Origin of the sequence: Amycolatopsis roodepoortensis, assembly GCF_014873915.1 — a bacterium.
Taxonomy (GTDB): Bacteria; Actinomycetota; Actinomycetes; order Mycobacteriales; family Pseudonocardiaceae; genus Amycolatopsis; species Amycolatopsis roodepoortensis.
In genome coordinates, this window is sequence record NZ_JADBEJ010000004.1 from 125766 (window position 1) to 148804 (window position 23039).

Below are 23039 nucleotides of genomic sequence, written 5' to 3' on the forward strand. Positions count from 1 at the left end.
CGGAAAACGGGAGGGTCGGCGTGGGCGTCCGGACTAACGCACCCTCATTCCCCGGCGCGGGTGCGATCCGGGAGACCGGCAGGCTCTATTCACTCGGCCTCGACGTCGTCCGCCTGACCTTCCGGCGGCCGTTCCAGGCCCGCGAGCTGATCCAGCAGTTCTGGTTCATCGCGAGTGTTTCGATCCTGCCGACGGCGCTGGTCGCGATCCCGTTCGGCGCGGTGATCGCGCTGCACATCGGTTCGCTGACCGCGCAGATCGGCGCGCAGTCCTTCACCGGCGCGGCCAGTGTGCTGGCGATCATCCAGCAGGCCAGCCCGATCGTGACCGCGTTGCTGATCGCGGGCGCAGGCGGCTCGGCGATGTGCGCGGACCTCGGGTCCCGCACGATCCGCGAGGAGATCGACGCGATGGAGGTGCTCGGGGTCTCCCCCGTCCAGCGCCTGATCGTGCCGCGCGTGCTCGCCGCGATGGGGGTCGCCGCATTCCTCAACGGAATGGTCAGCGTGGTCGGCGTCCTCGGCGGCTATTTCTTCAACGTCATCATGCAGAATGGGACACCGGGTGCGTATCTGGCCAGTTTCTCCGCCCTCGCGCAGCTCCCGGACCTGTGGATCAGCGAGATCAAGGCGGTCATCTTCGGTTTCGTCGCGGCGATCGTCGCCTCTTATCGCGGGCTCAATCCGAAAGGCGGCCCGAAAGGCGTCGGTGACGCGGTGAACCAATCCGTGGTCATCACGTTCCTGCTCCTGTTCCTGTTGAACCTCGTGCTGACGACGCTTTACCTGCAGCTCGTCCCGGCGAAGGGCAGCTGATGGTCACGACGACACCTCCCCCTACAAGCACCCGGGCGACGCGGGTCCGCGAAGCCGTCGATCGCCGGTTCGGATTCCTGGACACCCTCGGCGACCAGATCCTGTTCTTCCTCAAGGCACTCGCCTGGGTGCCGCGCGCGGTGCGCCGCTACCTGCGCGAGATCACCCGTCTGCTGGCCGAAGTCAGCTTCGGCAGCGGCGCGCTCGCGGTCATCGGCGGCACGATCGGCGTGATGATCGGCATGACCGTGTTCACCGGCACGGTCGTCGGGCTCCAGGGGTATTCGGCGCTCAACCAGGTCGGCACGTCGGCGTTCGCCGGGTTCGTCTCCGCGTACTTCAACACCCGCGAGATCGCGCCGCTCGTGGCCGGGCTGGCGTTGTCGGCCACGGTCGGCTGCGGGTTCACCGCGCAGCTGGGCGCCATGCGGATCTCCGAGGAGATCGACGCGCTGGAAGTGATGGGCATCCCCAGCGTCCCGTACCTGGTGACCACGCGCATCATCGCGGGCTTCCTCGCGGTCATCCCGTTGTACGCGATCGGCCTGCTGACCTCGTATCTCGCGTCACGCCAGATCACCGTCTGGTTCTACGGCCAGTCCGCGGGCACCTACGACCACTACTTCCTGCTGTTCCTGCCACCGGGCGACGTGCTCTGGTCGTTCGGCAAGGTGCTGGTGTTCAGCGTCGTGATCGTGCTCGCCCACTGCTACTACGGCTTCCGCGCGAGCGGCGGCCCGGCGGGCGTCGGTGTCGCCGTCGGCCGCGGGGTGCGGACCGCGATCGTGGCGGTCAGCGTGCTGGACTTCTTCCTCAGCCTCGCGATCTGGGGCGCGACCACGACGGTGCAGGTGGCCGGATGAGCCGGCGCGGGCTGCGCAAAGCCGGGGTCAGGACGGCCGGGGTGCTGTTCCTCGTGGTGATGTCCGCCCTCGTGCTGCTGTCGATTAAGATCTACCGGAAGGATTTCGTCGACTCCGTGCCGGTGACGCTGCAGGCGGACCGCGTCGGCAACCAGTTGCGCCAGGGCGGGCAGGTCAAGGCGCGTGGCGTGGTGGTCGGCGAGATCCGTGACGTCCGCGCGACACCGGGCGGCGCGGAGATCGACCTGGCCATGGAGCCCGGCAAGGTCTCGAAACTGCCCAAGAACGTGTCCGCGCTGCTCGTGCCGAAGACGCTGTTCGGTGAGCGGTACGTGCAACTGTCCATTCCGGACGGTTCGACCGCGGCGCCGCTCGCCTCCGGCGACGTGATCACGCAGGACCGGTCGGCGAACGCGATCGAGCTGGAACGCGTCTTCGACAACCTGTTGCCCCTGCTCAAGGCCGTGCAACCGCAGAAACTCGCGACCACGCTGACCACCGTCGCCACCGCGCTGGAAGGCCGCGGCGACCAGATCGGCGACACGCTCGCCACCGCGGCCGCCTACCTGAAGGATTTCAACCCGAACCTGCCGAAGCTGAACGACAACATCCGCGACCTCGCGACGGTCTCGAAGCTGTACGGCGACATCGCGCCGGATCTGCTCGACGCGCTGAGCGCCTCGGCCGTCACGCTCGACACGGTCGAGGAGAAACGCGCCGAACTGGCGTCGGTGTACCAACAGGTGACGTCGTCCTCCCAGCAGGTCACGACGTTCCTCGCCAACAACCGCGCCAACATCATCGCGCTCGCCGCCGACAGCCGCGCGCCGCTGGAGATCGGCGCGAAGTACTCGCCCAGTTTCGCCTGCACGCTGGACGCGCTCGCCAAGCTGAAGCCGCAGATGGACCAGGCGCTGGGCGCCGGCACCGGCGAGCCCGGCCTGCACGCGGAGATCACCATCTCCCAGCCCCGGGGCAAATACGTACCCGGAAAGGACGATCCGGTCTACGACGCCACCGGGGAACCGCGCTGCTACCCGTCGAACGGCCTGATGAGCCAAGGGATCGTGGCGACCGGCGAGCAGACCGCGGCGCTCCCTGGCGCGCAGGGTGATCTCGGCCTCGCGAACTCGCCGCAGGAGCGGGAGCTGATCTCCACGCTGGTCGCGCCGTCCATCGGCGTCCCGGCGGCGCAGGTCCCCGCCTGGGGCAGCGTGCTCGTCGGGCCGCTCTACCGGGGCACGGAGGTGACCCTGCGATGAGGAACTTCGTGAGCCCGCTGATCAAGGGGCTGATCTTCGTCGTCGTCACGACGCTGGCCACGGTGCTGCTGGCGGTGTCCATCACGAACACCGGCCTCGGTGACACGAGGACCTACAGCGCCAAATTCCTCGACGCCACGTCACTCAACGTCGGCGACGACGTCCGGATCTCCGGGGTGCGGGTCGGCCAGATCGAGGAACTCGAGATCGCCGACCACAGCCTGGCGCGCGTCCGGTTCTCCCTCGACTCCCAGCGCAGGCTGCCCGCCGACGTGACCGCGGTGATCAAGTACCGCAACATGGTCGGCCAGCGCTACATCGCGCTCGAACGCGGCAAGGGCACCCCCGAACTCCTGGAGCCCGGCGCGGAGATCCCGCTGGAGCGCACGACGCCCGCGCTGGATCTCACGGAACTGTTCAACGGCTTCAAACCGCTGTTCCAGGCGTTGTCGCCCAAGGACGTCAACCAGCTCTCCGGCGAGATCGTCCAGGTGCTGCAGGGCGAGGGCGGCACGGTGGAAAGCCTGCTGGCGCACACCGGTTCACTGACCACCACGCTCGCCGGCCGCGACAAGGTGATCGGTGACGTGATCACGAATCTGGACACGGTGCTCAAGAGCATCAACGGCAAGGGCGACGCACTGTCCACTTTGGTCTCCACGCTGAAGGAGCTGGTGGCCGGGCTCGCCGGTGACCGCACCGAGATCGGGGAGGCCGTCTCCGGGCTCGCGGACCTCACCACCGCCACGGCCGGTCTGCTCGAACAGGGCAGGAAACCGCTCAAGGACAGCATCGAGGGGCTCGGCCTGCTCGCCGGTCAGCTGACGACCGAAGAGGGCAAGGCCGAAGTCGACCGCGTCCTCACGGTGCTCCCGGGGAAGCTGAACGACCTGGGGCGGATCAACTCCTACGGCTCGTGGATGAACTTCTACCTGTGCTCGTCCGTCCTGCGGACCGAACCTCCGCGCGGGGTCCCGGCGACGGCGGAGAGGTGCACGTCGTGAAACCCTTCAAGGAGCGGAACCCGATCGTCGTCGGTCTCGTCGGCAGTGCCGTCGCGGCCGCGGTGCTGACCGCGACGCTCAACTACGAGAACCTGCCGATCATCGGCTCCGGGACGACTTACCAGGCCGAATTCTCCGAAGCGGCCGGGTTGCAGCAGGACGACGAAGTCCGCATCGCCGGGATCAAGGTCGGCGAGGTGAGCGACGTCCGGCTAGCCGAAGACCACGTGGTGGTCAGCTTCCGGGTCAAGGACGCCTGGATCGGCGACAGGACCGCCGCCGAGATCAAGATCAAGACCCTGCTCGGCCGGAAGTTCCTCGCGCTGCGCCCGACCGGCGAGACGGTGCAGAACCCGAAGCAGGTCATCCCGCGCACCAGGACCGTGACGCCGTACGACGTCACCGAGGCGTTCAACGGGCTGGCCGACACCGCGGGCGCCATCGACACCGATCAGCTCGCGGAGAGCTTCACCACGCTGAGCGACACGTTCAAGAACTCACCCGCGCACATCAAGAAGGCGCTCGAAGGGCTGACCTCGCTGTCGAAGACCGTGTCCTCCAGGGACAACGAGCTCGCCAGCCTGCTGTCCAACGCGCACGGTCTCACCACGACGCTCGCGAACTCGAACGACGACTTCGCCAAACTCCTCGCGGACGGCAACCTGCTGCTGACCGAACTGGACAAGCGGCGGCAGGCGATCCACGACCTGCTGACCGGCTCGCAGGAACTCGCCACCCAGCTTTCGGGGCTGGTGAAGGACAACAAGGACCAGCTCGGCGGAGCGCTCAGCCAGCTCGGAGAGGTGACCGACATCCTTCAGCGGCAGAACGACAATCTCGCCAAGAGCCTCGAACTCGCCGCGCCGTACTTCCGCGTGGTGAACAACTCGCTCGGCAACGGGCGCTGGGTGGACGGCTACCTGTGCGGGCTCGTCCCGGAGAACCGGGATCCCTGCACCCCGCCGATCCCGGGAGGTGGCCGGTGATCAGCAGATTCGTCACCCTCGCGCTCGTGCTCGCGCTGGCCGTCGTCGGTGGGCTCTGGTGGATCTTCTCCGGCAGCGGGCTCGACCGGGTCACCGTGTACTTCTCGCGCGCCGTCGGCGTCTACAGCGGATCGGACGTGCGGGTGCTCGGCGTCCGGGTCGGCCAGGTGGAATCGGTGAATCCACGCGGGGAACAGGTCGAGGTCGTGCTGACCGTCGACGGGTCGACCCCGATCGCCGCCGACACGAACGTCCTGGTCGTGGCGCCGAGCGTGGTGGCCGACCGCTACGTCCAGTTCACCAAGCTCACCCGCGCGGGGAACCGGCTGGACGACGGCGCGGTGATCCCGGTCGAGCGCACCGGGACGCCGGTCGAACTCGACCAGCTCTACTCCAGCCTCGACACCCTCGCCAAGGCGCTCGGCCCCAACGGCGCGAACGCCGATGGCGCGCTTTCGGACCTGCTGCGCACCGGCGCGAAGAACCTGCAGGGCAACGGCAAACCGTTCAACGAGTCGGTGCGCAACTTCGCCGACCTCGCCAGGACCCTGTCCGGGAACTCGCAGAACCTGTTCGCCACCGTCGACGAGCTGCAGCGGTTCACCTCGATGCTGGCGACCAACGACCGGAACGTCAGCGAGGTCAACAAGCAGCTCGCCTCGGTGACCGGCACACTCGCGCAGAACAAGGACGAGCTCGCCCGCGCGCTCAACGGCCTCGGCGGCGCGCTGGCGGAGATCCAGCAGTTCATCAAGGACAACCGCGCGCTGATCAAGTCCAATGTGGACAAGCTCGCGGTGACCACCGGGACGCTGGTCGACAAACGCGCCGCGCTGGCCGAAACCCTCGACACGATCCCGCTGGCGGTGACGAACGTGCTCGAAGCCGTCGACCCGAAGACCGGCAAGCTGCAGAGCCGCGGCAACATGCTCGAATACGCCCCGCTCCCGCTGCCCGTCGCCGGTGACACCTACACCGGGGGGCGCTGATGGCCGCGAAACGCAAGATCGCCGCGCTCGCCGCATGCTGCCTCGCGCTCACCGCCTGTTCGTCGGATTTCAAGGGCGTCTACGACCTGCCGCTCCCCGGCGGCGCGGACATCGGCGACCATCCGTACCGGGTGACCGTGCAGTTCGCCGACGTCCTGGACCTGGTGCCGCAGGCGGCGGTGAAGGTCGGCGACGTCCCGGTCGGCCGGGTCGAGACGATCCGGCTCGGCGAAGACGGCTGGACGGCCGAGACCGTCCTGGCGGTCAACGGCGACGTCCATCTGCCAGCCAACGCCATCGCGCGGCTGCGGCAGTCCAGCCTGCTCGGCGAGAAGTTCATCGAACTCGCCCCGAGCGCGGCGAAGGCCGAGGGCAGGCTGGGCGACGGCGGGGTGATCCCCGTCGCGAGCACCAACCGCAACCCGGAGTTCGAGGAGATCTTCGGCGCGCTGTCCCTGCTGCTCAACGGCGGCGGGATCGGCCAGTTGCAGACCATCAACCGCGAGCTGTCGAAGGTGATGGACGGCAACGAGGAGGAGATCCGCTCGTTCCTGTCCACAGTGGAACAACTGGTGTCCAACCTGGACACGCACCGCTCCGACATCACCTCCGCCCTCGACGGGCTCAATCAGCTCTCGACCACACTCGCGAACCGGAAGAAGCAGGTCGAGGGGGCGCTCACTGATCTCACCCCCGGCCTTCAGAGCCTTGCGGACCAGCGCACCCAGCTCGTCTCGATGCTGCAGGCGCTGGACCGGCTCTCCGGGGTCGGTGTCGACGTGATCGAGAAGAGCCGGGCCGATCTCGTCGCGGACCTCACCGCGCTCGCGCCGATCCTCAAGCGGCTGGCCGACGCCGGGGAGGCCCTGCCGAAGTCGCTGGAGATCCTGCCGACGTTCCCGTTCACCGACGCCGTCCGCGACGGCATCAAGGGCGACTACCTGAACGTCTACGCCTCGCTCATCCCCGCGCCGGGTGTCGAACTCCCGCCCCCTGGCGAAGGGGTTCCGCCGGAACTCCCGACCTTGCCGCTGCCGTCCTCCGGAGGTAGCTGATGCTCACCACCCGTGTCCGGATCCAGGTGATCGCGTTCGTCATCCTCGCGCTGGCGACGACGGCGTTCGTCGGGGCGAACTACGCGGGCCTCGGCCGGCTCTTCGGGGCGGGCGGATACACCGTGAAGCTCTCCCTGAACGACGGCGGTGGCCTGTTCACCAACGGCGAGGTGACCTACCGGGGCGTCGCCGTCGGCCGGGTCGGCGAACTGCGGCTCACCGACGGCGGGATGGAAGCGGATCTGCTGATCGACGACGACGCGCCGCCGATCCCCGCGAACTCGCGGGCGGTCGTGGCGAACCGGTCCGCGGTGGGCGAGCAGTTCGTCGACCTCCAGCCGCGGACCGGCGACGGGCCGTACCTCGCCGAAGGTTCGGTCATCCCGCGCGAGGCGACGGCCGTTCCGCTACCGGTGCAGCATCTGCTGACCGATCTGGACTCGCTGACCGCGTCCGTGCCGACCGAGGATCTGCGGACCGTGGTCGACGAACTCGACAACGCCCTGCGTGGTTCCGGCGCGAACCTCCAGGTGCTGCTGGACTCCACCACCGACTTCACGAAACAGGCCGCGGACCACCTGCCGCAGACGGAGAAGCTGATCACCGACGGCTCGACCGTGCTGAAGACGCAGGTCGACTCGTCGCAGGCGTGGCGGCAGTTCAGCGGCAACGCCAAGCAGTTCGCCGAGCAGCTGTCCCGTTCGGACGGTGACCTGCGGCGGTTGATCGCGACGGCGCCCGACGCGGCGACCCAGCTTTCCGGGCTGCTGCGGGACAACGAGCCGGGCCTGCCGATCCTGCTGGCGAACCTGCTCACCACGTCGCACGTGTTCTCCGCCCGCACCGACGGCCTCCGGCAGCTGCTGATCAACACCCCGAAGGCGGTGTCCGCGGTCGACGCCGCCGTCGAAGGGGGGTCCGTGAGGACCGACCTGGTCCTGACCTTCTTCGACCCCATGCCCTGCACCAAGGGCTACGAGGGCACGAAGATCCGCAGCAGCACGGAACTCTCGCCGCTGCCGTTCAACACCGGTGCCGCGTGCACGCTCGAAAAGGGCAACGCGAGTTCGGTCCGAGGCTCGCAGAACGCGCCGAAGGGCGGGGTCCCGCCCGCCGCGATCCCCGGCGGCTTCGGCGCCGACGGCCAGCCGACGTCCACCAGCCTCGAGGAGATGTTGTGGCTGCGCAACTGAAGATCGCGATCGCCGTGTTCGCCGCGGCCTGCGCGTTCGCGGGCTGGGCCGGGTACACCTGGTTCACCGCGACGGGTTCCGAGGCCGTGGCCTACGGGAACTCGCGCGACGAAGCGCTGAAGTCCGGGCGCGAACTCGTCGCCCGGCTCACCAGCCTCGACCACCACCGCGTCGACCAGGGCATCGCCGACTGGCTCGCCGCGTCCACCGGCCCGCTGCGCGAGCAGCTGGGCAAGGCCGACGACGCGACGAAACGGACGCTCACCAAGGACGCGACCGTCTCGACGGGGAAGGTGCTCGACGCGGCGATCAGCGAACTGGACGACCACGCGGGAACGGCCAAGATGCTGGCGTCGGTGGAGATCACGATGGCGAAGGAGGGCGCGGCGCCGACGACGAAGCGCAACCGGTTCGCCGCCGGGCTGACCAGGACGGCCGAGGGCTGGAAGCTCAGCGCGCTCGACCAGCTGCCGGTGGGTGCGCGATGACCGCCACGGCCGAAACCGAAACCGAGGTCGTCGAAGAAGAGGTCGTCGCCGAGACGCCGGCGCGCCGGTCGAAAGTACCGCTGATCCTGCTGGTCGCGGCCGCCGTGCTGGTGGCGGCCGGGGTGTGGTTCACGCTGGAGGCGAGGTCGATCTCGGCGGCGCCGTCGGCGGCCAACACCGCGCTCACCGACGTCGGCGCGACCGCCGAGGTGAACTCCGCGGTGACCGTGGCGCTCGACAAGATCTTCTCCTATTCCTACGACCGGACCGACGCCACCGAAAAGGCGGCCGACTCGGTGCTCAGAGGCAAGGCACTGGAGTCCTACCACCAGTTGTTCGCCCAAGTCCGGGAAAAGGCCCCGGCGCAGAAACTCGTTCTCACCACCCGCGTCTCCTCATCCGCCGTCCAAGAACTCGGCGACGGTAAAGCGAGGCTGCTGGTATTCCTCGATCAAGCGGCCACCCGGGCCGACAACAATTCTTCGACAACGGCCGCGGCGCAGCTTTCGATCACCGCGGAACGCGAAGGCGACAACTGGGTCATCACCGATCTCGTCCCCAGGTAAACCCTCATTCGTCCGCTTTGTAAACCAGGAGAGAAAACGAGGAGAAACCCATGTTCGGTCGAACGCGCCCGAAAACCGCCCGCCGCCGTCTCGGCACGGTCGTCGCACTCACCTCCGCGCTCGCCATGGCGGGCAGCCTCGCCGCGACCCCGGCCCTGGCGGACGACCCGGTGGAGATCCCGGTCTCCTACACAGTCACCGGGACGACCACCGTGAAGAAGACCGGCGGAAGTCTCACTCTCGGCCCCGGCCAGCTCAATGGTGCCCTCGTCATCGACGGTGACAACGTCGGCATCCGCGGCGATCTGGCCCTGCCGCCCTCGACGGCGAACATCTCGCTGGTCTCGGGCGTCTTCAAGATCAAGGCCCGCGTGCGGATCGAGCCGACCGGCCCGGTCACCGGCACACTCGCCAACGGCGACCTGACCACCCACTCGCAGGCGAACATGCTGATCGACAACATCGTGGTCGGCCTGTTCTGGCCGGTCATCCCGCTCCCGACGGTGCCGAACGCCTGCAAGACCGTCAAACCGCTGGACCTGACCCTCGTGTCGAAGAACGTCGACCTGTTCGCGCCGACCATCCCGTCTTCGGGAACGTTCACCATCCCGGAGTTCAAGGACTGCTTCATCAACGACCTCGCGCTGGGGGCGTTGATCTCGGGGCCGGACAACACGATCAACCTGAGCATGAAGTCGAACCTCTGAGGGCGTAAGACACCGGACAGGCGCTCACGCGAGTGGTCGCGGTCGTGGTGATGTCGTGATGGGCCCCTTTGAGACGATGAAGGTCTCAAAGGGGCCCTTCACGACATAAGAGCTCGACGCCGGGTCCATCGGAAGCACTGAACAGCCCGCCCGCTCAGCCTCGCGTCTCGTGAGTGGTGAGGACGGTTCTAACCGTCCTCACCACTCACGAGACGGTCAGCAGAAGTACGGCGCCGTCGGGTCGACCAAGGCGACACCGGTGCTGTCACCTGCGGAAACGGCGTAGACCGGAGCGCACACGCCGGAGAACTTCCAGAAGTCCGTCGGCGGTTCGGTGCTGGTGTCACGGCTTTCCGACTTCACGTTGCTGCCCCAGGCGAAGACGCTCCCGTCGGCTTTCAGCGCGACGTTGTGGTTGAAGCCCGCGTCGATGGCGACGACATCGGACTGCGCTTCGAGCGGAACAGTCGCCTGGCCGTAGAAGTTGTCACCCCAGGCGATGACGCCACCGTTCTTCAGCGCGATGCTGTGCCGGAACCCCGCGGAGACCGCCGACACTCCCGAGGTGGCCGCCGCGGGCACGGTGATCTGGCCCTTACCGTTGCTCCCCCAGGCGACGACGCCACCGTTCTTGAGCGCGAGCCCGTGGTCGCCCCCGGCCGAGATCGCGGTGACCCCGGACGAAACCGTCGCCGGCACGGCCGTCCTCGAACCCCAGCTCACCACGCTGCCGTTCGTTTTGAGCGCCAGATTGAAGTACGCGCTGGTGGAGATCGCCGTGACCCCCGACGTCGCGGACGGCGGCACGACGTTCTGGCCGTAGAAACCGTTGCCCCAGGCGATCACCCCGCCGTTCTTCAGCGCGAGTTCGTGCGCCCAGCCGGCGGCGATCGCCGAAACCCCTGAAGTGGCCGCCGCCGGAACCGCCAGCTGGCCGTAACTGTCGTTCCCCCAGGCGATCACCCCGCCGTCCTTGAGCGCGAGGTGGGTGATCGCGCCCGCGGAGACCGCGCTGGCGCCGAGCGCCGCGGCCGGGATGGTCCCCTGCCCGTAGTCGTTGCTCCCCCATGGCCGCGCTTCGCCGGTCGGCGCGGCGCTCGCCGTACCGGAAAGGGAAACCGTTGCGATCATTACGGTAATCGCGACGCCCGCTACCCGTCGTGATGCCGATCGTCGATTCTCGGAAGACATGCGCCGAATGTTAACCCGGCTGCACCGATCGGCCGCCTCTTTGTCATCCGCGGACAAACTTCATAATCGTATTCAGCGCGGGCTGACAAGAAAGAACGGGCGTCTCACCCACTTCGAAACATGTCGACATGAATCCTTGTTACGTACATAACTCGCGGGTAACCTCGGTTTACCCCACCACCGAGAAAGCCGCTCGAGTCGAGCATATTTGATCAGAAAAATCCGCCGAAAGGCGCATGGGGAAAGCCGCCCGAGACGTAAACTGGATCAAAGGAGATGACAGGTATGTCCCGTAGACTTGGCAAGTTGTCAGCCGGCGTCGCCACCACCGGCATCGTGCTCGGTGCCGTCGCCGTGCTCACCGCCGGCACGGCCGCCGCCGCGACCACCTACGCCACCGGCACCGTCGCCTACATGTGCAACTTCCCCGGTATCGGCCAGCAGCAGCTGGACGTGAAGGCCCAGTTCGACGGCCCGACGTCGATCGCCTCTGGCGGCACCGCCACCCCGACGAACATCTCGGGGACCGCGACGATCAACGCCACCATCAACGCGCTGCTCAACGCCGCCAACTACGACGGCGTCCGCGGCAAGGCCAACATGCCGATCACCATCACCAACGCCACGCCCGCTTCATCGACGGTGACGAACCTGAACGTCCCGACGCAGATCAACCCGTACGTGCCGGGGCCGCGGACGTTCAACATCGTCCAGGACGCGGGCACCGGTGTCCCGACGTTCACCGCCGGCGCTCCCGGTTCGGCGACCGCCTCGCTCGGCACCACGATCAACGCGCCGCTGGACTTCCACAAGAAGGACGGCACCTGGACGGCGTGGAACTTCAACTGCACCGTGAAGAACACCAACCCGGCGCAGAACCGCGCGTTCAGCCCGGCGATCCCGATCACCTGATGAACCACCCGTGCGGGGCGGGGACGCCCGCCCCGCACGGTCTCCACCTCACGGCACGAAGGGAATCCCCATGACACAGCAGGTTCGCCGGGCACTCGGGAGGTTTCCCGTTCTGGCGGGCGTCATCCTGCTCGTGGGGGTGAGCGGCGCACTGTCCTCTTCGGCCGCGACCGATCCGGCCACTCCGCCGCCGGCACCGCTGGAAGGTGCCACGTCCGCGCACCAGAGCCTCACGAACACCTGCGTCTTCCCGGATCCGGCCGGGGAGCGACCGGTCACCATGGACGTCCAGGCGACCCTGCCGAAGGTCGTCCAGACCGGAAAGCCCGTACAGGTCAAGGATTTCTCGCTGACCTTCACGATCGGCGAAGGCTCGCTCGGAGCCGTCACCGAGATCGCGGGCGGTGCGACCGTCGAACTCACGGCCGCGAACGGGGACAAGAAGACCCCGGTCCCGGTGACACTGACGATCCCGGCGACGAAAATTCCGGCGACCGGCGAACTGAAGCTGGTCGCGACGGGCACCGTCCCCGCCATCGTGCTGAACGTGCCGTCCGAGCTGCGCCTGAGCACGGGCGCGCCGTCGCTCGCGCTGACCGCCGCCGAGACGCCGCTCAAACCGATCACCTGTGTCCAGGCACCGGACCAGAAGACACTGCTCGGCAGTGTCGCGCTGCTGCCACTCGGGAAGCCCGAACCGCTGCCCGGCAAGCCCGGTGAGCCGATGAGGCCCGAGGCCGACGCGCGAACCGCGGACGACGTCCACGCCAGCGCCCTCTATCCCATCGCGTTGCAGCCGTTCGAACTGCAGGGCACGTCGTCGATCACGAAACTCGGCGCCTTCGCCCGGTTGAAGCCCGCGTTCATGGTCAACGCGGTGTGGCACGTCGACCTGGAGAACACCGAAGGTCCCGGCAAGATCACCGGCTCGGTCATGATGCCGCCGAGCACGATCACCTTCCTCGGTTTCGGCTTCGTCCCGATCACCGCGACCATGGAACTGTTGCCGGAGGACTACGCGACCGGCAATCACATCATCGACGTCGACGGCGTATCGATCCCGGAACCGGAGGGCAGCTCGACCGTTCTCACCCCGCTCAAGGTCTACGGGAAACTGAGCGGGGTCACCATCAACGGGGTCGGCCTCGACGTCGGCGACAACTGCCTCACCGCCGAGCCGATCAAGATCAATCTCCGCGGGGAGAAGTACGGGATGTTCACCGGTGGCGTCGTGCGCACCGATCCGAAGTGGACGGATCCCGCCTACCGGGACTTCACCCTGCCCCCGTTCTCGGGCTGTGGGGTGAAGGAAGATCTCGACTCGCTGTTGACCGGGATGGCGTCGGGGCCGGGGAACCAGGCTTGCGTCGGGGTCAACCAGGTCGGGTTGCCCTGGGACCTGGAGCGCAAGTGCCCCAACGTGGATCCGCCGGTGGCGCGCCGCTGACGATCGGCGAGGACTCTTTCATGGGTGAAAACCAGGCGGTTATGCCCACGTTCTCGGAGGTCAGGTGGATGACCTTCGAGGACCTGACCGACAGGTTGGTGGCCGTCGATCCCACGCGGCTGGCGAAGGCGAATCCGATCGATCTCCTGGAGGCGCCCTGGGCGTTGATCGACGAGGACTTCCGGGGCGGGTTCATCAAGCACTGCCGGGAACTCACCGACGATCGGTTGAGGCACTGCGCCGAGATCGCCGAGACGTTCTTTTCCTGGCTGATGCCCTACGGCGGTTACAGCTGGCTGTCCGCGACAGCGAACAGGTTCCATCTGTCCACGACACTGATCCTCGCCATCGGCCCCAGGACGGACATCGCTCTCCTCGACCCGATGCGACTACTCCACGAGCTCCTGCACGACTCGCCGCCGGTCGAAACAGCTCGCGAACTCCTGGTGGGCCCAACACCGGGACCTGAAGCCCGCGCGATCGTCGGACGGCTGAGCCTGCTCTGGCACCTCCGGCGGATCGACCATCTCCTTCCCCCGTCCGCAGAAAAGGAGTGCTACGAGCAATGGAAAACGCTGTGAGATCTCGCATCTGAAGGCCGTCGCTAGGACCCGCTCGGTGTCCACTGTGGACTCTGGCGCGGCGCCGGAAGCACCTCCGGCAAAGCGTAACCGGCGGGCGCGGCACCGGCCCGCAACGCAAGTTCCATCTCGAACCGCGCCCCCGGGTCGCGCAGGTGCTCGCCGAAGGTCGCCTGCAGCTGCCGCATGCGGTAGCGCACGGTCTGCGGGTGCACCTGGAGGCGCTCGGCGATGTCGACGACGTTGCCCTGGCTGTCCAGCCAAGCTCGCAGGGTTTCGAGCAGCCGTTCCCGCTGCTTCCCGGTCATCTCCGCAAGCGGGGCGAACAGGCGGTCGCGCAGCTGACCGGTCAGCGCGGCGTCGGCGTTCACGAGCAGGGTGGCGAGGTGTTCTTCGGCGCGGATCACCCGGCGGGCCTGGATGATGCCGCGTTCGGACAGGTGCAGGGCCTCGCGCGCCCAGCGGAGCGAATCGGCGACGGAGTCCAGCGGCCGACACGGGCCGATCGAGAGCCGGTAGTCCGGCAGCGCGGCCTGCAAGGTGGCGAGGCGGGCGACGGAGATCTCGCCGGGGACGAGCACACGCGGCTCGGCGCAGTCGAGTTCGGCGAGCACGTCCGAATCCACGGCGTTGTGCCGCCGGGGTCTGACGGTTTCGTCGATCGGCTGCAGCACCACCGGTGTCGCGCGCTCGGGCACCGTCCAGCCGGTGAGCTGCGCGAGTTCCGCGATCGCCTTCGACGGCGCGGGCGGGGTTTCCAGCACCAGGTGCAGCAGTTTGCGGCGCCAGGTGTCCAGCGCCCCTGCGGTACGCGCCTTCGCTTCGAGGTATCCGTCCAGCGCGACGGACGCGAGTTCGTCCATGAACGCGAGCATCGCGTCGGCCAGTTGCGACATCACCGCGGACGAGAGACCGCTGCGACGGCCGACCCGCATGATGCGCCGCCACGAGACTCTGGCGCCGACCCGGTACGCCGACTGGAGGGTGTCGAGGCTGCGGCCTTCCCGCATCTCGTTCTGCCCGAGCCGGTGGTGGACCTCGTGCGACTGTTCCTTGGAGACGGTGGGATCCGCGATCTGGGCGACGAACAACGTGATCGCGTACTCGACGCCAGCGCGGATCGACTTGCCGTACGGGCCGTCGAGCGGGCGCGCGTACGCGGGGATGGTCGCCCGGATCTCGTCGACGATCTCGTTGGCGAGACTGCCGAGTTCCGGTCGCAAAATGTCGGCGAGCTTGCGGGGAAGTGCCGCAGGAGGCTGCGCAGCGTGTTCGATTCCGCGCTCCACCGACATCGCAGCTCCTTTGCTCCGCCCAGCGTCCGGGCACCCCACGATCGTCGTGGGGTGACAACGAACACATCGCGAAGTCGCTCGTAAATGTGTCACCTGTCGCAGAAGAAACCGATTTCTTGTCACCATCGTGACAAAATCACGGGTCATCCCTGAATTTTGATGACAAGTGCCCGGCAAACGCCTCGCGCGGTACGTACGAACGGCCGATGAATACGGAGCGTCACTGCTTTCCGGTGAGCAATTCCCCGAGTACTTCGAGCACGGGCTCCAGCACGCGGACCTCGGTGCCGGCGCATTCGGTGATCCCCGCGCCGACGACGTCGAAACCACTCAGGCCGCGAAGCATCGCCACCAGACGTTCGATCGTCAAGCCACCGGGCTCCGGATAGTTCAGCCCGTCGAACTCCGCCGGGTCGAGCACGTCGAGGTCGAGATGGACGTAGACCTTGTCCGAACCGGCCAGGCCGGCGGCGACGTCGGCCGCCTCGACGACCAGCCCGCGGTCGACCGCCGCGCGCTCGGCGTCGTCGAACGCCCTCGTCCCCGCGAGGACGACGCGTCCGGGTTCGACCGGCGGATTCGCGGCGAACTCCGGATCGCCCTCGCCGAGCAGCGACCGCAGCACCATGCCGTGGAACGCGCCCGACGGCGAGGTCTCCGCGGTGTTGAGGTCGGAATGCGCGTCGAACCAGGCGACGCCGAGCCCCGGCCCGAAGCGGTAGCGCGCGACCCCGATCGGGATCAGCTCGACGCCGCAGTCCCCGCCGATGGTGAGTACCGGACCGCCCGGCGCTTCGAGGGCGGCGAGCTGCGCCGCGCGGTTCGCGCCGGTGAGCACCGCGCGGTTGGCGATGCCGTCGACCACGGGCGACGTCTCGCGCGTCTGGCGGATGTGGTGCACCGGCACGCCCAGCACGTGGCCCGCGAGCTCGGCGAGCGCGACGCAGCCTTCGGGCAACTCAGGCGCGCGCTCGGTCAGAGCGCCCTGGAACTGGGGTACGGCGTTGATCAGCACCCGGTCCAGGCTAGCGGCGGCCGCAAGCGCGTGAAGGCCCCCTTCCCTCGGCTGAGCCGAGGGAAGGGGGCCTTCACGCGCAAAGATCACTCCAGGACGAGGAGCAGGTCCCCGCCTTCCACCTGCTGGACGGCGTTGATCGCGCGCCGCGACACCTTGCCGCCGCTCGCCGCGGTGATCGACGCCTCCATCTTCATCGCCTCGATGGTCGCGACCGTGGCACCGGCCTCGACCTCGTCGCCCTCGGACACCTGCAGCGTGACCACCCCCGCGAACGGCGCGGCGATCTGCTTCGGGTCGCTCTTGTCGGCCTTCTCCGTCGCCGGGATGTCCGACGCGATCGAGGTGTCGCGGACCTGGATCGGGCGCAGCTGGCCGTTGAGCGTGGACATCACCGTGCGCAGGCCGCGCTCGTCCGCCTCGCCGATGGCCTCCAGCTCGATCAGCAGCCGGACACCCTGTTCCAGGTCGACCGAGTACTCCTCGCCCGGCCGCAGGCCGTAGAAGAAGTCCTTGGACGGCAGGACGGAGGTGTCACCGTACTGCTCGCGGTGCGCCTCGAAGTCCTTCGTGGGCCCGGGGAACAGCAGCCGGTTCAGCGTCGCGCGCCGGTTCTCCGCCAGCCCCTTGCGGTCCTCTTCGGACAGTTCCTGCACCGGCTTCGGCTTCGCCCGGCCTTCGAGGGCCTTGGTGCGGAACGGCTCCGGCCAGCCGCCGGGCGGGTCGCCCAGTTCGCCGCGCAGGAAGCCGATCACCGAGTCGGGGATGTCGAACTTGTTCGGCTCCGCCTCGAAATCGGACGGCGAGACGCCCGCGCCGACGAGGTGCAGCGCGAGGTCACCGACCACTTTGGACGAAGGCGTGACCTTGACCAGGTGCCCGAGGATCTTGTCCGCGGCCGCGTACATCGCCTCGATGTCCTCGAACCGCTCCCCGAGGCCGAGCGAAATCGCCTGGGTGCGCAGGTTCGACAGCTGACCGCCCGGGATCTCGTGGTGGTACACCCGCCCGGTCGGCGAGGAGAGCCCCGCCTCGAACGGCGCGTAGATCTTGCGCACGCTCTCCCAGTACGGCTCCAGGTCACCGATCGCCTGCAGGTCGAGCCCGGTCGGCCGGTCCGAGTGGTCGGTGGCGGCCACGAGCGCCGACAGCGACGGCTGCGACGTCGTGCCCGCCATGGACGCGACGGCACCGTCGACGGCGTCCGCGCCCGCCTGGACGGCGGCGAGGTACGTCGCCAGCTGACCACCCGCGGTGTCGTGCGTGTGGATATGCACCGGGAGGTCGAACTCCTTGCGCAACGCGGAAACCAGCCGCGCCGCCGCCGGCGCCCGCAGCAGGCCCGCCATGTCCTTGATGGCCAGGACGTGCGCCCCCGCGCCGACGATCTGCTCCGCCAGCTTGAGGTAGTAGTCCAGCGTGTACAGCTTCTCCGACGGGTCCGACAGATCCGAGGTGTAGCAGAGCGCGACCTCGGCCACGGCGGATCCGGTCTCGCGGACGGCCTCGATCGCCGGGCGCATCTGCTCGACGTCGTTGAGCGCGTCGAAGATCCGGAAGATGTCGATCCCGGTCGCCGTCGCCTCCTCGACGAAGGCGTTGGTCACCTCGGTGGGGTACGGGGTGTAGCCGACGGTGTTGCGGCCGCGCAGCAGCATCTGCAGGCAGATGTTCGGCACCGCTTCCCGCAGCTTCGCCAGCCGCTCCCACGGGTCCTCCGCCAGGAACCGCAGCGCGACGTCGTAGGTCGCGCCGCCCCAGCATTCCAGCGAGAGCAGCTGCGGCGTGGTCCGCGCGACCACCGGCGCGACCGCCAGCAGGTCCTTCGTCCTCACCCGCGTGGCGAGCAGCGACTGGTGCGCGTCGCGGAAGGTGGTGTCGGTGACGCCGATGGTCGGCGACTCCCGCAGCCAGCGGGCGAAACCGTCCGGGCCGAGCTCGGTGAGCTTCTGCTTCGAGCCGGGCGCCGGCTCGAGCCCCTTGGGCAGCTTCGGCAGCTTGACCTGCGGGTCGAGGGTGCGCGGACGCTCGCCGTGCGGTTTGTTGACCGTCTTGTCGGCGAGGTAGGTCAGCAGCCTGGTCCCGCGGTCGGCCGAATGGCGCGCGGTGAGCAGATGCGGGCGCTCCTCGATGAACGACGTAGTGACGCGGCCTTCGCGGAAGTCCGGGTCGTCGAGGACGGCCTGCAGGAACGGGATGTTCGTGGCCACACCGCGGATCCGGAACTCGGCGACGGCGCGGCGGGCGCGGCCGACGGCGGTCTTGAAGTCGCGGCCGCGGCAGCTGAGCTTCACCAGCAGCGAGTCGAAGTGCGCGCTGATCTCGGTGCCGGCGAACGCCGTCCCGCCGTCGAGGCGGATACCGGAGCCACCGGGCGAGCGGTACGCGCTGATCATCCCGGTGTCCGGGCGGAAACCGTTGGCGGGATCCTCGGTGGTGATGCGGCACTGCAGGGCGGCGCCGCGCAGGTACACCTTGTCCTGCGACAGCCCGAGGTCCTCCAGGGTCTCGCCGGAGGCGATGCGCAGCTGCGACTGGACGAGGTCGACGTCGGTGACCTCTTCGGTCACCGTGTGCTCCACCTGGATCCGCGGGTTCATCTCGATGAAGACGTGGTTGCCGTCCCGGTCGAGCAGGAACTCGACGGTGCCGGCGTTGCGGTAACCGATCTGGCGGGCGAACTTCACCGCGTCGGAGCAGATCCGGTCGCGCAGCTCGGACGGCAGGTTCGGCGCCGGGGCCAGCTCGATGACCTTCTGGTGGCGCCGCTGGACCGAGCAGTCGCGCTCGTAGAGGTGGATCACGTTGCCCTCGCCGTCGGCGAGGATCTGGACCTCGATGTGGCGGGGCTCGACGACGGCCTTCTCGATGAACACCGTCGGGTCGCCGAAGGCCGACTCGGCCTCGCGCGCGGCGGCCTCGATGGACTCGCGCAGCTGCGCGGGATCCTGGACGCGGCGCATACCGCGCCCGCCACCGCCGGCGACGGCCTTCACGAAGACCGGGAAGCCGATCTCCTCGGCGGCGGCGATCAGCGCGTCGACGTCGGAGGACGGTTCGGAGGAACCCAGGACCGGGACGCCGGCGTCGCGCGCGGCCTTGACCGCGCGGGCCTTGTTGCCGGTCAGTTCGAGGATGTCCGCGCTCGGTCCGACGAAGGTGATGCCTTCGTCCTCACACGCGCGCGCGAGGTCCGGGTTCTCGGAGAGGAAGCCGTAGCCGGGGTAGACGGCGTCTGCGCCCGCCTTCTTGGCGGCCGCCACGATCTCCTCGACCGACAGATAGGCCCGCACCGGGTGACCGGGTTCGCCGATCTCGTAGGCCTCGTCGGCCTTCAGCCGGTGGAGCGAATTGCGGTCTTCGTGCGGGAACACAGCCACCGTGCCCGCGCCGAGCTCGAATCCGGCGCGGAACGCGCGGATGGCGATCTCACCCCGGTTGGCGACCAGTACCTTGCGGAACATGCCGGTCCTTCCCATCATCGGATCGGTAGGTGAGGCACGTTACCCGTTCGCTCCCGCAGGGCGGGAGTTGTTGCCCAGGTGATGGACGTCATCCCCGCCCGAGTTGCGCGCCCGGGGACTGGAGCAGCCGGTTCGCGGTGCCCTCGTGGACCCCGGTCAGCACGTCGGCGGCGGCGAGGTCCACGAGCGCCTTCGCGACGTCCGGGGCGGAGACCGCGGGATGCAGGGCCCGGTACAGCGCGGCCACCCCGGCGACGTGCGCGGCGGCCGACGACGTGCCGCTGAGCACCCGGCCGCCGTTGCCTCCGGCGTTGGGTCCTGGCACGTCCACGCCGGGGGCGAACAGGTCGACGACCTCGCCGTAGTTCGACGTCGACCCGACCTGGTCGCTCGCGTCCGTCGAGCCGACGGTGAGCGCTTCGGTGACCCGGCCGGGTGAGAACTTGCCCGCGTCGGTGGCCTCGCCGCCCGCCGGGAGGGCGACCGGGACGACCGCCGCGAGCGCGCGGACGGCGGCGTCGAGCTGGTCGTTGGCCGTGCCGCCGATACCGAGGACGGCGACGGCGGGCTGCCGTGCGTTCTGCGTCACCCAGTCGATACCCGCGATGATCTTGTCCGTCGCGCCGCCGCCCTGTGCGTCGATCACCCGGACCGGGACGATCTGCGCGGCCTTCGCGACGCCGAAGGTCTTCGACGCGGCGACACCGGCCAGGTACGTACCGTGACCGTTGGTGTCGGTGGTGTCCGTGCCACCGTTGAGGAAGTCCTTACCGGGCTTGACCCGGCCGCCGAAGTCCGGATGCGCCGCGTCGACCCCGCTGTCGATCACGTAGACCGTGACGTCCTTCGCGTCGGTCTCGTAGTGGTAGAGCTGGTCGAGTCCCGTTCGCTGGTCGATCCGGTCCAGCCCCCAGTTCGGCGGGTTCTGCTGGACTTCCGTCGCGGAGGCGGGCGGCGCCACCAGCACCAGGAGCGCCAGCGCGGCCATGACCCGTACCAGTCGAATGATCATGCCTTGGCTCTACGCCTGTACCCCGGGGGCGGCAACCCCGGAGTGTCACCCGTTCGGCTGGACTTGGCCGATGTGGGCGAGGACACGCGCTCTCTTTCGGCCGGAGGCTTCGGATTTGTGGAGGCGGGCCGCCGATACGGCCGAGTGCGTGACCAGCCGCTGCCGCGGCCCGGCTGCGAAAATCCGAAAGCGCGCTTCAAGCGACACAGTCTTGGCCGATGTGGGCGCTGACCGTCGACTTCGGGAAGCAGACCAGCGCGTCGAAGGCGGCGATGACGTCGACAGGGTTGAACAGATGCGCGTGCCGGATGCTCTGTGGTCCCGCGGTTCCCCGCCGTGCGCGGAGATCCACCAGCCCGGGGCCTTCGGCTTCGACGCTGCCGTCCGCCGGAGCTTCCAGTTCCTGGCGGTACACGGTGAACCCGAGCCGCGCGGCCGGATCCGGCTTGAGCCCGGTGGTCTCGCCCTCGACGGCGGTCAGCGCCAGCGCGAAGTAGTCGTCGCCGAACTCGGCCGCCAGATGCGTGCCCGCCGACGGTGAGGTGAGGCCGGGGAACGGCGAGAACGGGACGCGCTGGAGGTGTCCGTTGTGGAGCATCACGACGATCTTCGTGTCGTCACCGTGCAGCCGCCGGATCAGCCGGACGGTGTCGGCCATGTACGCGTCGCGCGAACCGCTCTGCAGGGCGGGCGCGTCGCCGGACATCATCGCGGCGACCTCGGCGAGGTACGCGTCGACGCGAAGCGCGCCTTCGACGTGGTGCTCCGCGACGGCGGTGTCCCCGTAGACGGGACGCAGCGAGGTGAGGTGCGTCTTGAGGCGGGTGAGCGCCGCGGTCGCCTTGTCCTTGGCGGCGGTGTCGAGGGCGGCGTACTTGGCGGGCGCCTCCGCGCTACTGACCGACGCGTATCCTTTCGTCGCCTCGATCGCCGCGTCGACGAGAGCCACGGCGTTTTCGTCCATAGTGGACAGATAGGCCCGGACCGCGTCGAGCGACGGCACCGGCGAGCCCGCGGAACTCGGCACGTCGAGGCCGTAGTAGCGAACGTCGCCGCGCTCGCGGAGCCACGTCAGCATTTCGTGCGCCTCGGGTGACTCCCCGAGCGAGAACGTGAAGCCGTCGCGGCCGATGTCGGCGACGTCGCCCGGGCCGCCGTTCAGCCAGTCTTCGACGAGCTTGCCTTCGGCGAAGCCGGACTCGAAGGCCACCACCCGGAAGCCGCGGTGCTCGACGAGATGCTGGAGCAAACGATTGCGCAGGTCGCCGAACTCGTGGATGTGGTGGTTGTTCTCACCGATGGCGACGATCCTGGCGTCCCCGATGAGTTCGGCGATCTTCGCTGGGTCTGACATACTGCCCACACTAACGCAACAGGAGTAGCAATTGGCAACCTCCGGTACCCAGCGGCCCGGCGGCCGGACCGAACGCACGCGCCAGGCCGTCCTGCACGCCACCCTCGATCTGCTGGCCGAACGCGGGTTCGGCGAACTGACCGTGGACGCGGTCGCCGAACGGTCCGGGGTGCACAAGACCACGGTGTACCGGCGCTGGTCGTCGCCGGACGGCCTCGTCGCCGCCGCGCTGCAGATGGGCGCCGAGGATGACTGGACGGCACCCGACACCGGCTCGCTCGAGGACGATCTGTACGAAGTGGCCGCGGAGGTCGTGCGGTACTTCACCGAGCCTGCGCTGAAAGAGTTGCCCACGGCTTCGGTGCTGGCGGCGTTCCAGTCCCCGCAAGCGGCCGAGGCGCTGCACGACTTCTACGCCGACCGGCACGTGCGCATGGCGCCGATCGCGGAGCGGGCCGTCGCGCGGGGTGAGATCCCCGCCGGCACGGACGGCGACGAGCTGGTGCGAGCGGTGTGCGGGCCGATCTTCTACCGGCTGTTTCTGTCGCGGGAGAGTGTCACGGTGGCGGAGGCGCGGGTGACTGCGCGGGCGGTGGCGGTCGCGGCGCGGGAGGGAGCTTTCGTGCGGCCGGGCGTTTAGCGCCTGTGGCGGGTTTCGGACGGTTTCGCATTTATTGAGGTAAGCGCATGTCTGGTGGGGCGGGTGGCCCGCTTGGTGCCCCGTCGGCGTTCGTGTCGCGAAAGCCACTTTCGGGACACCACACGTCTCGAAAGTGGCTTTCGCGACACGCCACCTTTGCCTTACCCCTCAACAGCCCTCTCGATGCGGGACTGTGGATT

Annotated in this window: 21 protein-coding genes; 15 read left to right on the forward strand and 6 right to left on the reverse strand. The window is 68.5% G+C overall.

What is annotated here, in order from left to right:
• Positions 1 to 20 precede the first annotated feature (20 nt).
• From H4W30_RS11065 to H4W30_RS11115, 11 genes are read left to right on the forward strand one after another with little or no spacing between them, the layout of a single operon-like run.
• On the forward strand, positions 21 to 815 hold the full coding sequence (locus H4W30_RS11065) for an MlaE family ABC transporter permease (protein WP_126733552.1): 795 nt from the start codon (positions 21 to 23) through the stop codon (positions 813 to 815).
• On the forward strand, positions 815 to 1678 hold the full coding sequence (locus H4W30_RS11070; RefSeq protein WP_034320451.1) for an MlaE family ABC transporter permease: 864 nt from the start codon (positions 815 to 817) through the stop codon (positions 1676 to 1678). Before H4W30_RS11065 ends, H4W30_RS11070 begins: the two co-directional genes overlap by 1 nt.
• Positions 1675 to 2940, forward strand: coding sequence for an MCE family protein (locus H4W30_RS11075; protein ID WP_192742764.1), 1266 nt, complete (start codon positions 1675 to 1677; stop codon positions 2938 to 2940). The genes H4W30_RS11070 and H4W30_RS11075 overlap by 4 nt, the downstream gene beginning before the upstream one ends.
• Positions 2937 to 3944: an MCE family protein gene (locus H4W30_RS11080; protein ID WP_192742765.1), complete on the forward strand. Its 1008-nt coding sequence runs from the start codon at positions 2937 to 2939 to the stop codon at positions 3942 to 3944. Before H4W30_RS11075 ends, H4W30_RS11080 begins: the two co-directional genes overlap by 4 nt.
• On the forward strand, positions 3941 to 4930 hold the full coding sequence (locus H4W30_RS11085; protein WP_192742766.1) for an MCE family protein: 990 nt from the start codon (positions 3941 to 3943) through the stop codon (positions 4928 to 4930). The genes H4W30_RS11080 and H4W30_RS11085 overlap by 4 nt, the downstream gene beginning before the upstream one ends.
• Positions 4927 to 5919, forward strand: coding sequence for an MCE family protein (locus H4W30_RS11090; protein ID WP_192742767.1), 993 nt, complete (start codon positions 4927 to 4929; stop codon positions 5917 to 5919). The genes H4W30_RS11085 and H4W30_RS11090 overlap by 4 nt, the downstream gene beginning before the upstream one ends.
• The gene (locus tag H4W30_RS11095; RefSeq protein WP_192742768.1) at positions 5919 to 6974 is read left to right on the forward strand and encodes an MCE family protein; all 1056 of its coding nucleotides are present in this window, start codon (positions 5919 to 5921) and stop codon (positions 6972 to 6974) included. The genes H4W30_RS11090 and H4W30_RS11095 overlap by 1 nt, the downstream gene beginning before the upstream one ends.
• Positions 6974 to 8167: an MCE family protein gene (locus H4W30_RS11100; RefSeq protein WP_192742769.1), complete on the forward strand. Its 1194-nt coding sequence runs from the start codon at positions 6974 to 6976 to the stop codon at positions 8165 to 8167. Before H4W30_RS11095 ends, H4W30_RS11100 begins: the two co-directional genes overlap by 1 nt.
• Positions 8152 to 8655, forward strand: a complete 504-nt coding sequence (locus tag H4W30_RS11105; protein WP_192742770.1) for a hypothetical protein — start codon at positions 8152 to 8154, stop codon at positions 8653 to 8655. The genes H4W30_RS11100 and H4W30_RS11105 overlap by 16 nt, the downstream gene beginning before the upstream one ends.
• Entirely contained in the window at positions 8652 to 9221 is a 570-nt protein-coding gene (locus tag H4W30_RS11110) for a hypothetical protein (protein ID WP_192742771.1), read from the forward strand. Before H4W30_RS11105 ends, H4W30_RS11110 begins: the two co-directional genes overlap by 4 nt.
• Before the next feature lie 50 nt (positions 9222 to 9271).
• Positions 9272 to 9928, forward strand: a complete 657-nt coding sequence (locus H4W30_RS11115) for a hypothetical protein (RefSeq protein WP_192742772.1) — start codon at positions 9272 to 9274, stop codon at positions 9926 to 9928.
• A 216-nt stretch (positions 9929 to 10144) separates the two neighbouring features.
• On the opposite strand, the gene H4W30_RS11120 is transcribed toward H4W30_RS11115, so the two are convergent.
• On the reverse strand, positions 10145 to 11059 hold the full coding sequence (locus H4W30_RS11120; protein WP_192742773.1) for an RCC1 domain-containing protein: 915 nt from the start codon (positions 11057 to 11059) through the stop codon (positions 10145 to 10147).
• A gap of 345 nt (positions 11060 to 11404) precedes the next feature.
• Here H4W30_RS11120 and H4W30_RS11125 point away from each other — a divergent pair, with 345 nt between their 5' ends.
• From H4W30_RS11125 to H4W30_RS11135, 3 genes are all read left to right on the forward strand, one after another.
• A complete protein-coding gene (locus H4W30_RS11125) occupies positions 11405 to 12031 on the forward strand; it encodes a DUF6801 domain-containing protein (RefSeq protein WP_192742774.1) in 627 nt (208 codons plus the stop codon).
• A 70-nt stretch (positions 12032 to 12101) separates the two neighbouring features.
• Positions 12102 to 13478 carry a DUF6801 domain-containing protein gene (locus H4W30_RS11130; protein WP_192742775.1) on the forward strand — a complete coding sequence of 459 codons (1377 nt, stop codon included), beginning with the start codon at positions 12102 to 12104 and terminating at the stop codon, positions 13476 to 13478.
• 68 nt (positions 13479 to 13546) lie between these two features.
• Positions 13547 to 14059 carry a hypothetical protein gene (locus H4W30_RS11135; RefSeq protein WP_192742776.1) on the forward strand — a complete coding sequence of 171 codons (513 nt, stop codon included), beginning with the start codon at positions 13547 to 13549 and terminating at the stop codon, positions 14057 to 14059.
• Between the two features lie 23 nt (positions 14060 to 14082).
• Here the strand turns inward: H4W30_RS11135 and H4W30_RS11140 are convergent, their stop codons facing one another.
• The 5 genes from H4W30_RS11140 to H4W30_RS11160 form a co-directional block, all read right to left on the reverse strand.
• Positions 14083 to 15354 carry a PucR family transcriptional regulator gene (locus H4W30_RS11140; protein ID WP_192742777.1) on the reverse strand — a complete coding sequence of 424 codons (1272 nt, stop codon included), beginning with the start codon at positions 15352 to 15354 and terminating at the stop codon, positions 14083 to 14085.
• A 220-nt stretch (positions 15355 to 15574) separates the two neighbouring features.
• Positions 15575 to 16369, reverse strand: coding sequence for an arginase family protein (locus H4W30_RS11145; protein WP_192742778.1), 795 nt, complete (start codon positions 16367 to 16369; stop codon positions 15575 to 15577).
• 86 nt (positions 16370 to 16455) lie between these two features.
• The gene (locus H4W30_RS11150) at positions 16456 to 19833 is read right to left on the reverse strand and encodes a pyruvate carboxylase (protein ID WP_192742779.1); all 3378 of its coding nucleotides are present in this window, start codon (positions 19831 to 19833) and stop codon (positions 16456 to 16458) included.
• Between the two features lie 88 nt (positions 19834 to 19921).
• A complete protein-coding gene (locus tag H4W30_RS11155; protein ID WP_192744053.1) occupies positions 19922 to 20821 on the reverse strand; it encodes a S8 family peptidase in 900 nt (299 codons plus the stop codon).
• Between the two features lie 220 nt (positions 20822 to 21041).
• On the reverse strand, positions 21042 to 22199 hold the full coding sequence (locus H4W30_RS11160) for an erythromycin esterase family protein (RefSeq protein ID WP_192742780.1): 1158 nt from the start codon (positions 22197 to 22199) through the stop codon (positions 21042 to 21044).
• A 31-nt stretch (positions 22200 to 22230) separates the two neighbouring features.
• Between H4W30_RS11160 and H4W30_RS11165 the strand changes: the two genes are divergently transcribed.
• Complete coding sequence (locus H4W30_RS11165) at positions 22231 to 22839, forward strand: TetR/AcrR family transcriptional regulator (RefSeq protein WP_192742781.1); 609 nt, start codon at positions 22231 to 22233, stop codon at positions 22837 to 22839.
• Positions 22840 to 23039 lie beyond the last annotated feature (200 nt).

What these genes read in the sequence shown, in the direction of transcription:
- H4W30_RS11070 (WP_034320451.1), top strand. Translation starts at nt 815, where the DNA reads ATGGTCACGACGACACCTCCCCCTACAAGCACCCGGGCGACGCGGGTC.
- H4W30_RS11075 (WP_192742764.1), top strand. Translation starts at nt 1,675, where the DNA reads ATGAGCCGGCGCGGGCTGCGCAAAGCCGGGGTCAGGACGGCCGGGGTG.
- H4W30_RS11080 (WP_192742765.1), top strand. Translation starts at nt 2,937, where the DNA reads ATGAGGAACTTCGTGAGCCCGCTGATCAAGGGGCTGATCTTCGTCGTC.
- H4W30_RS11095 (WP_192742768.1), top strand. Translation starts at nt 5,919, where the DNA reads ATGGCCGCGAAACGCAAGATCGCCGCGCTCGCCGCATGCTGCCTCGCG.
- H4W30_RS11100 (WP_192742769.1), top strand. Translation starts at nt 6,974, where the DNA reads ATGCTCACCACCCGTGTCCGGATCCAGGTGATCGCGTTCGTCATCCTC.
- H4W30_RS11110 (WP_192742771.1), top strand. Translation starts at nt 8,652, where the DNA reads ATGACCGCCACGGCCGAAACCGAAACCGAGGTCGTCGAAGAAGAGGTC.
- H4W30_RS11115 (WP_192742772.1), top strand. Translation starts at nt 9,272, where the DNA reads ATGTTCGGTCGAACGCGCCCGAAAACCGCCCGCCGCCGTCTCGGCACG.
- H4W30_RS11120 (WP_192742773.1), bottom strand. Translation starts at nt 11,059, where the DNA reads ATGATCGCAACGGTTTCCCTTTCCGGTACGGCGAGCGCCGCGCCGACC.
- H4W30_RS11125 (WP_192742774.1), top strand. Translation starts at nt 11,405, where the DNA reads ATGTCCCGTAGACTTGGCAAGTTGTCAGCCGGCGTCGCCACCACCGGC.
- H4W30_RS11130 (WP_192742775.1), top strand. Translation starts at nt 12,102, where the DNA reads ATGACACAGCAGGTTCGCCGGGCACTCGGGAGGTTTCCCGTTCTGGCG.
- H4W30_RS11135 (WP_192742776.1), top strand. Translation starts at nt 13,547, where the DNA reads ATGACCTTCGAGGACCTGACCGACAGGTTGGTGGCCGTCGATCCCACG.
- H4W30_RS11140 (WP_192742777.1), bottom strand. Translation starts at nt 15,354, where the DNA reads ATGTCGGTGGAGCGCGGAATCGAACACGCTGCGCAGCCTCCTGCGGCA.
- H4W30_RS11150 (WP_192742779.1), bottom strand. Translation starts at nt 19,833, where the DNA reads ATGTTCCGCAAGGTACTGGTCGCCAACCGGGGTGAGATCGCCATCCGC.
- H4W30_RS11155 (WP_192744053.1), bottom strand. Translation starts at nt 20,821, where the DNA reads ATGGCCGCGCTGGCGCTCCTGGTGCTGGTGGCGCCGCCCGCCTCCGCG.
- H4W30_RS11160 (WP_192742780.1), bottom strand. Translation starts at nt 22,199, where the DNA reads ATGTCAGACCCAGCGAAGATCGCCGAACTCATCGGGGACGCCAGGATC.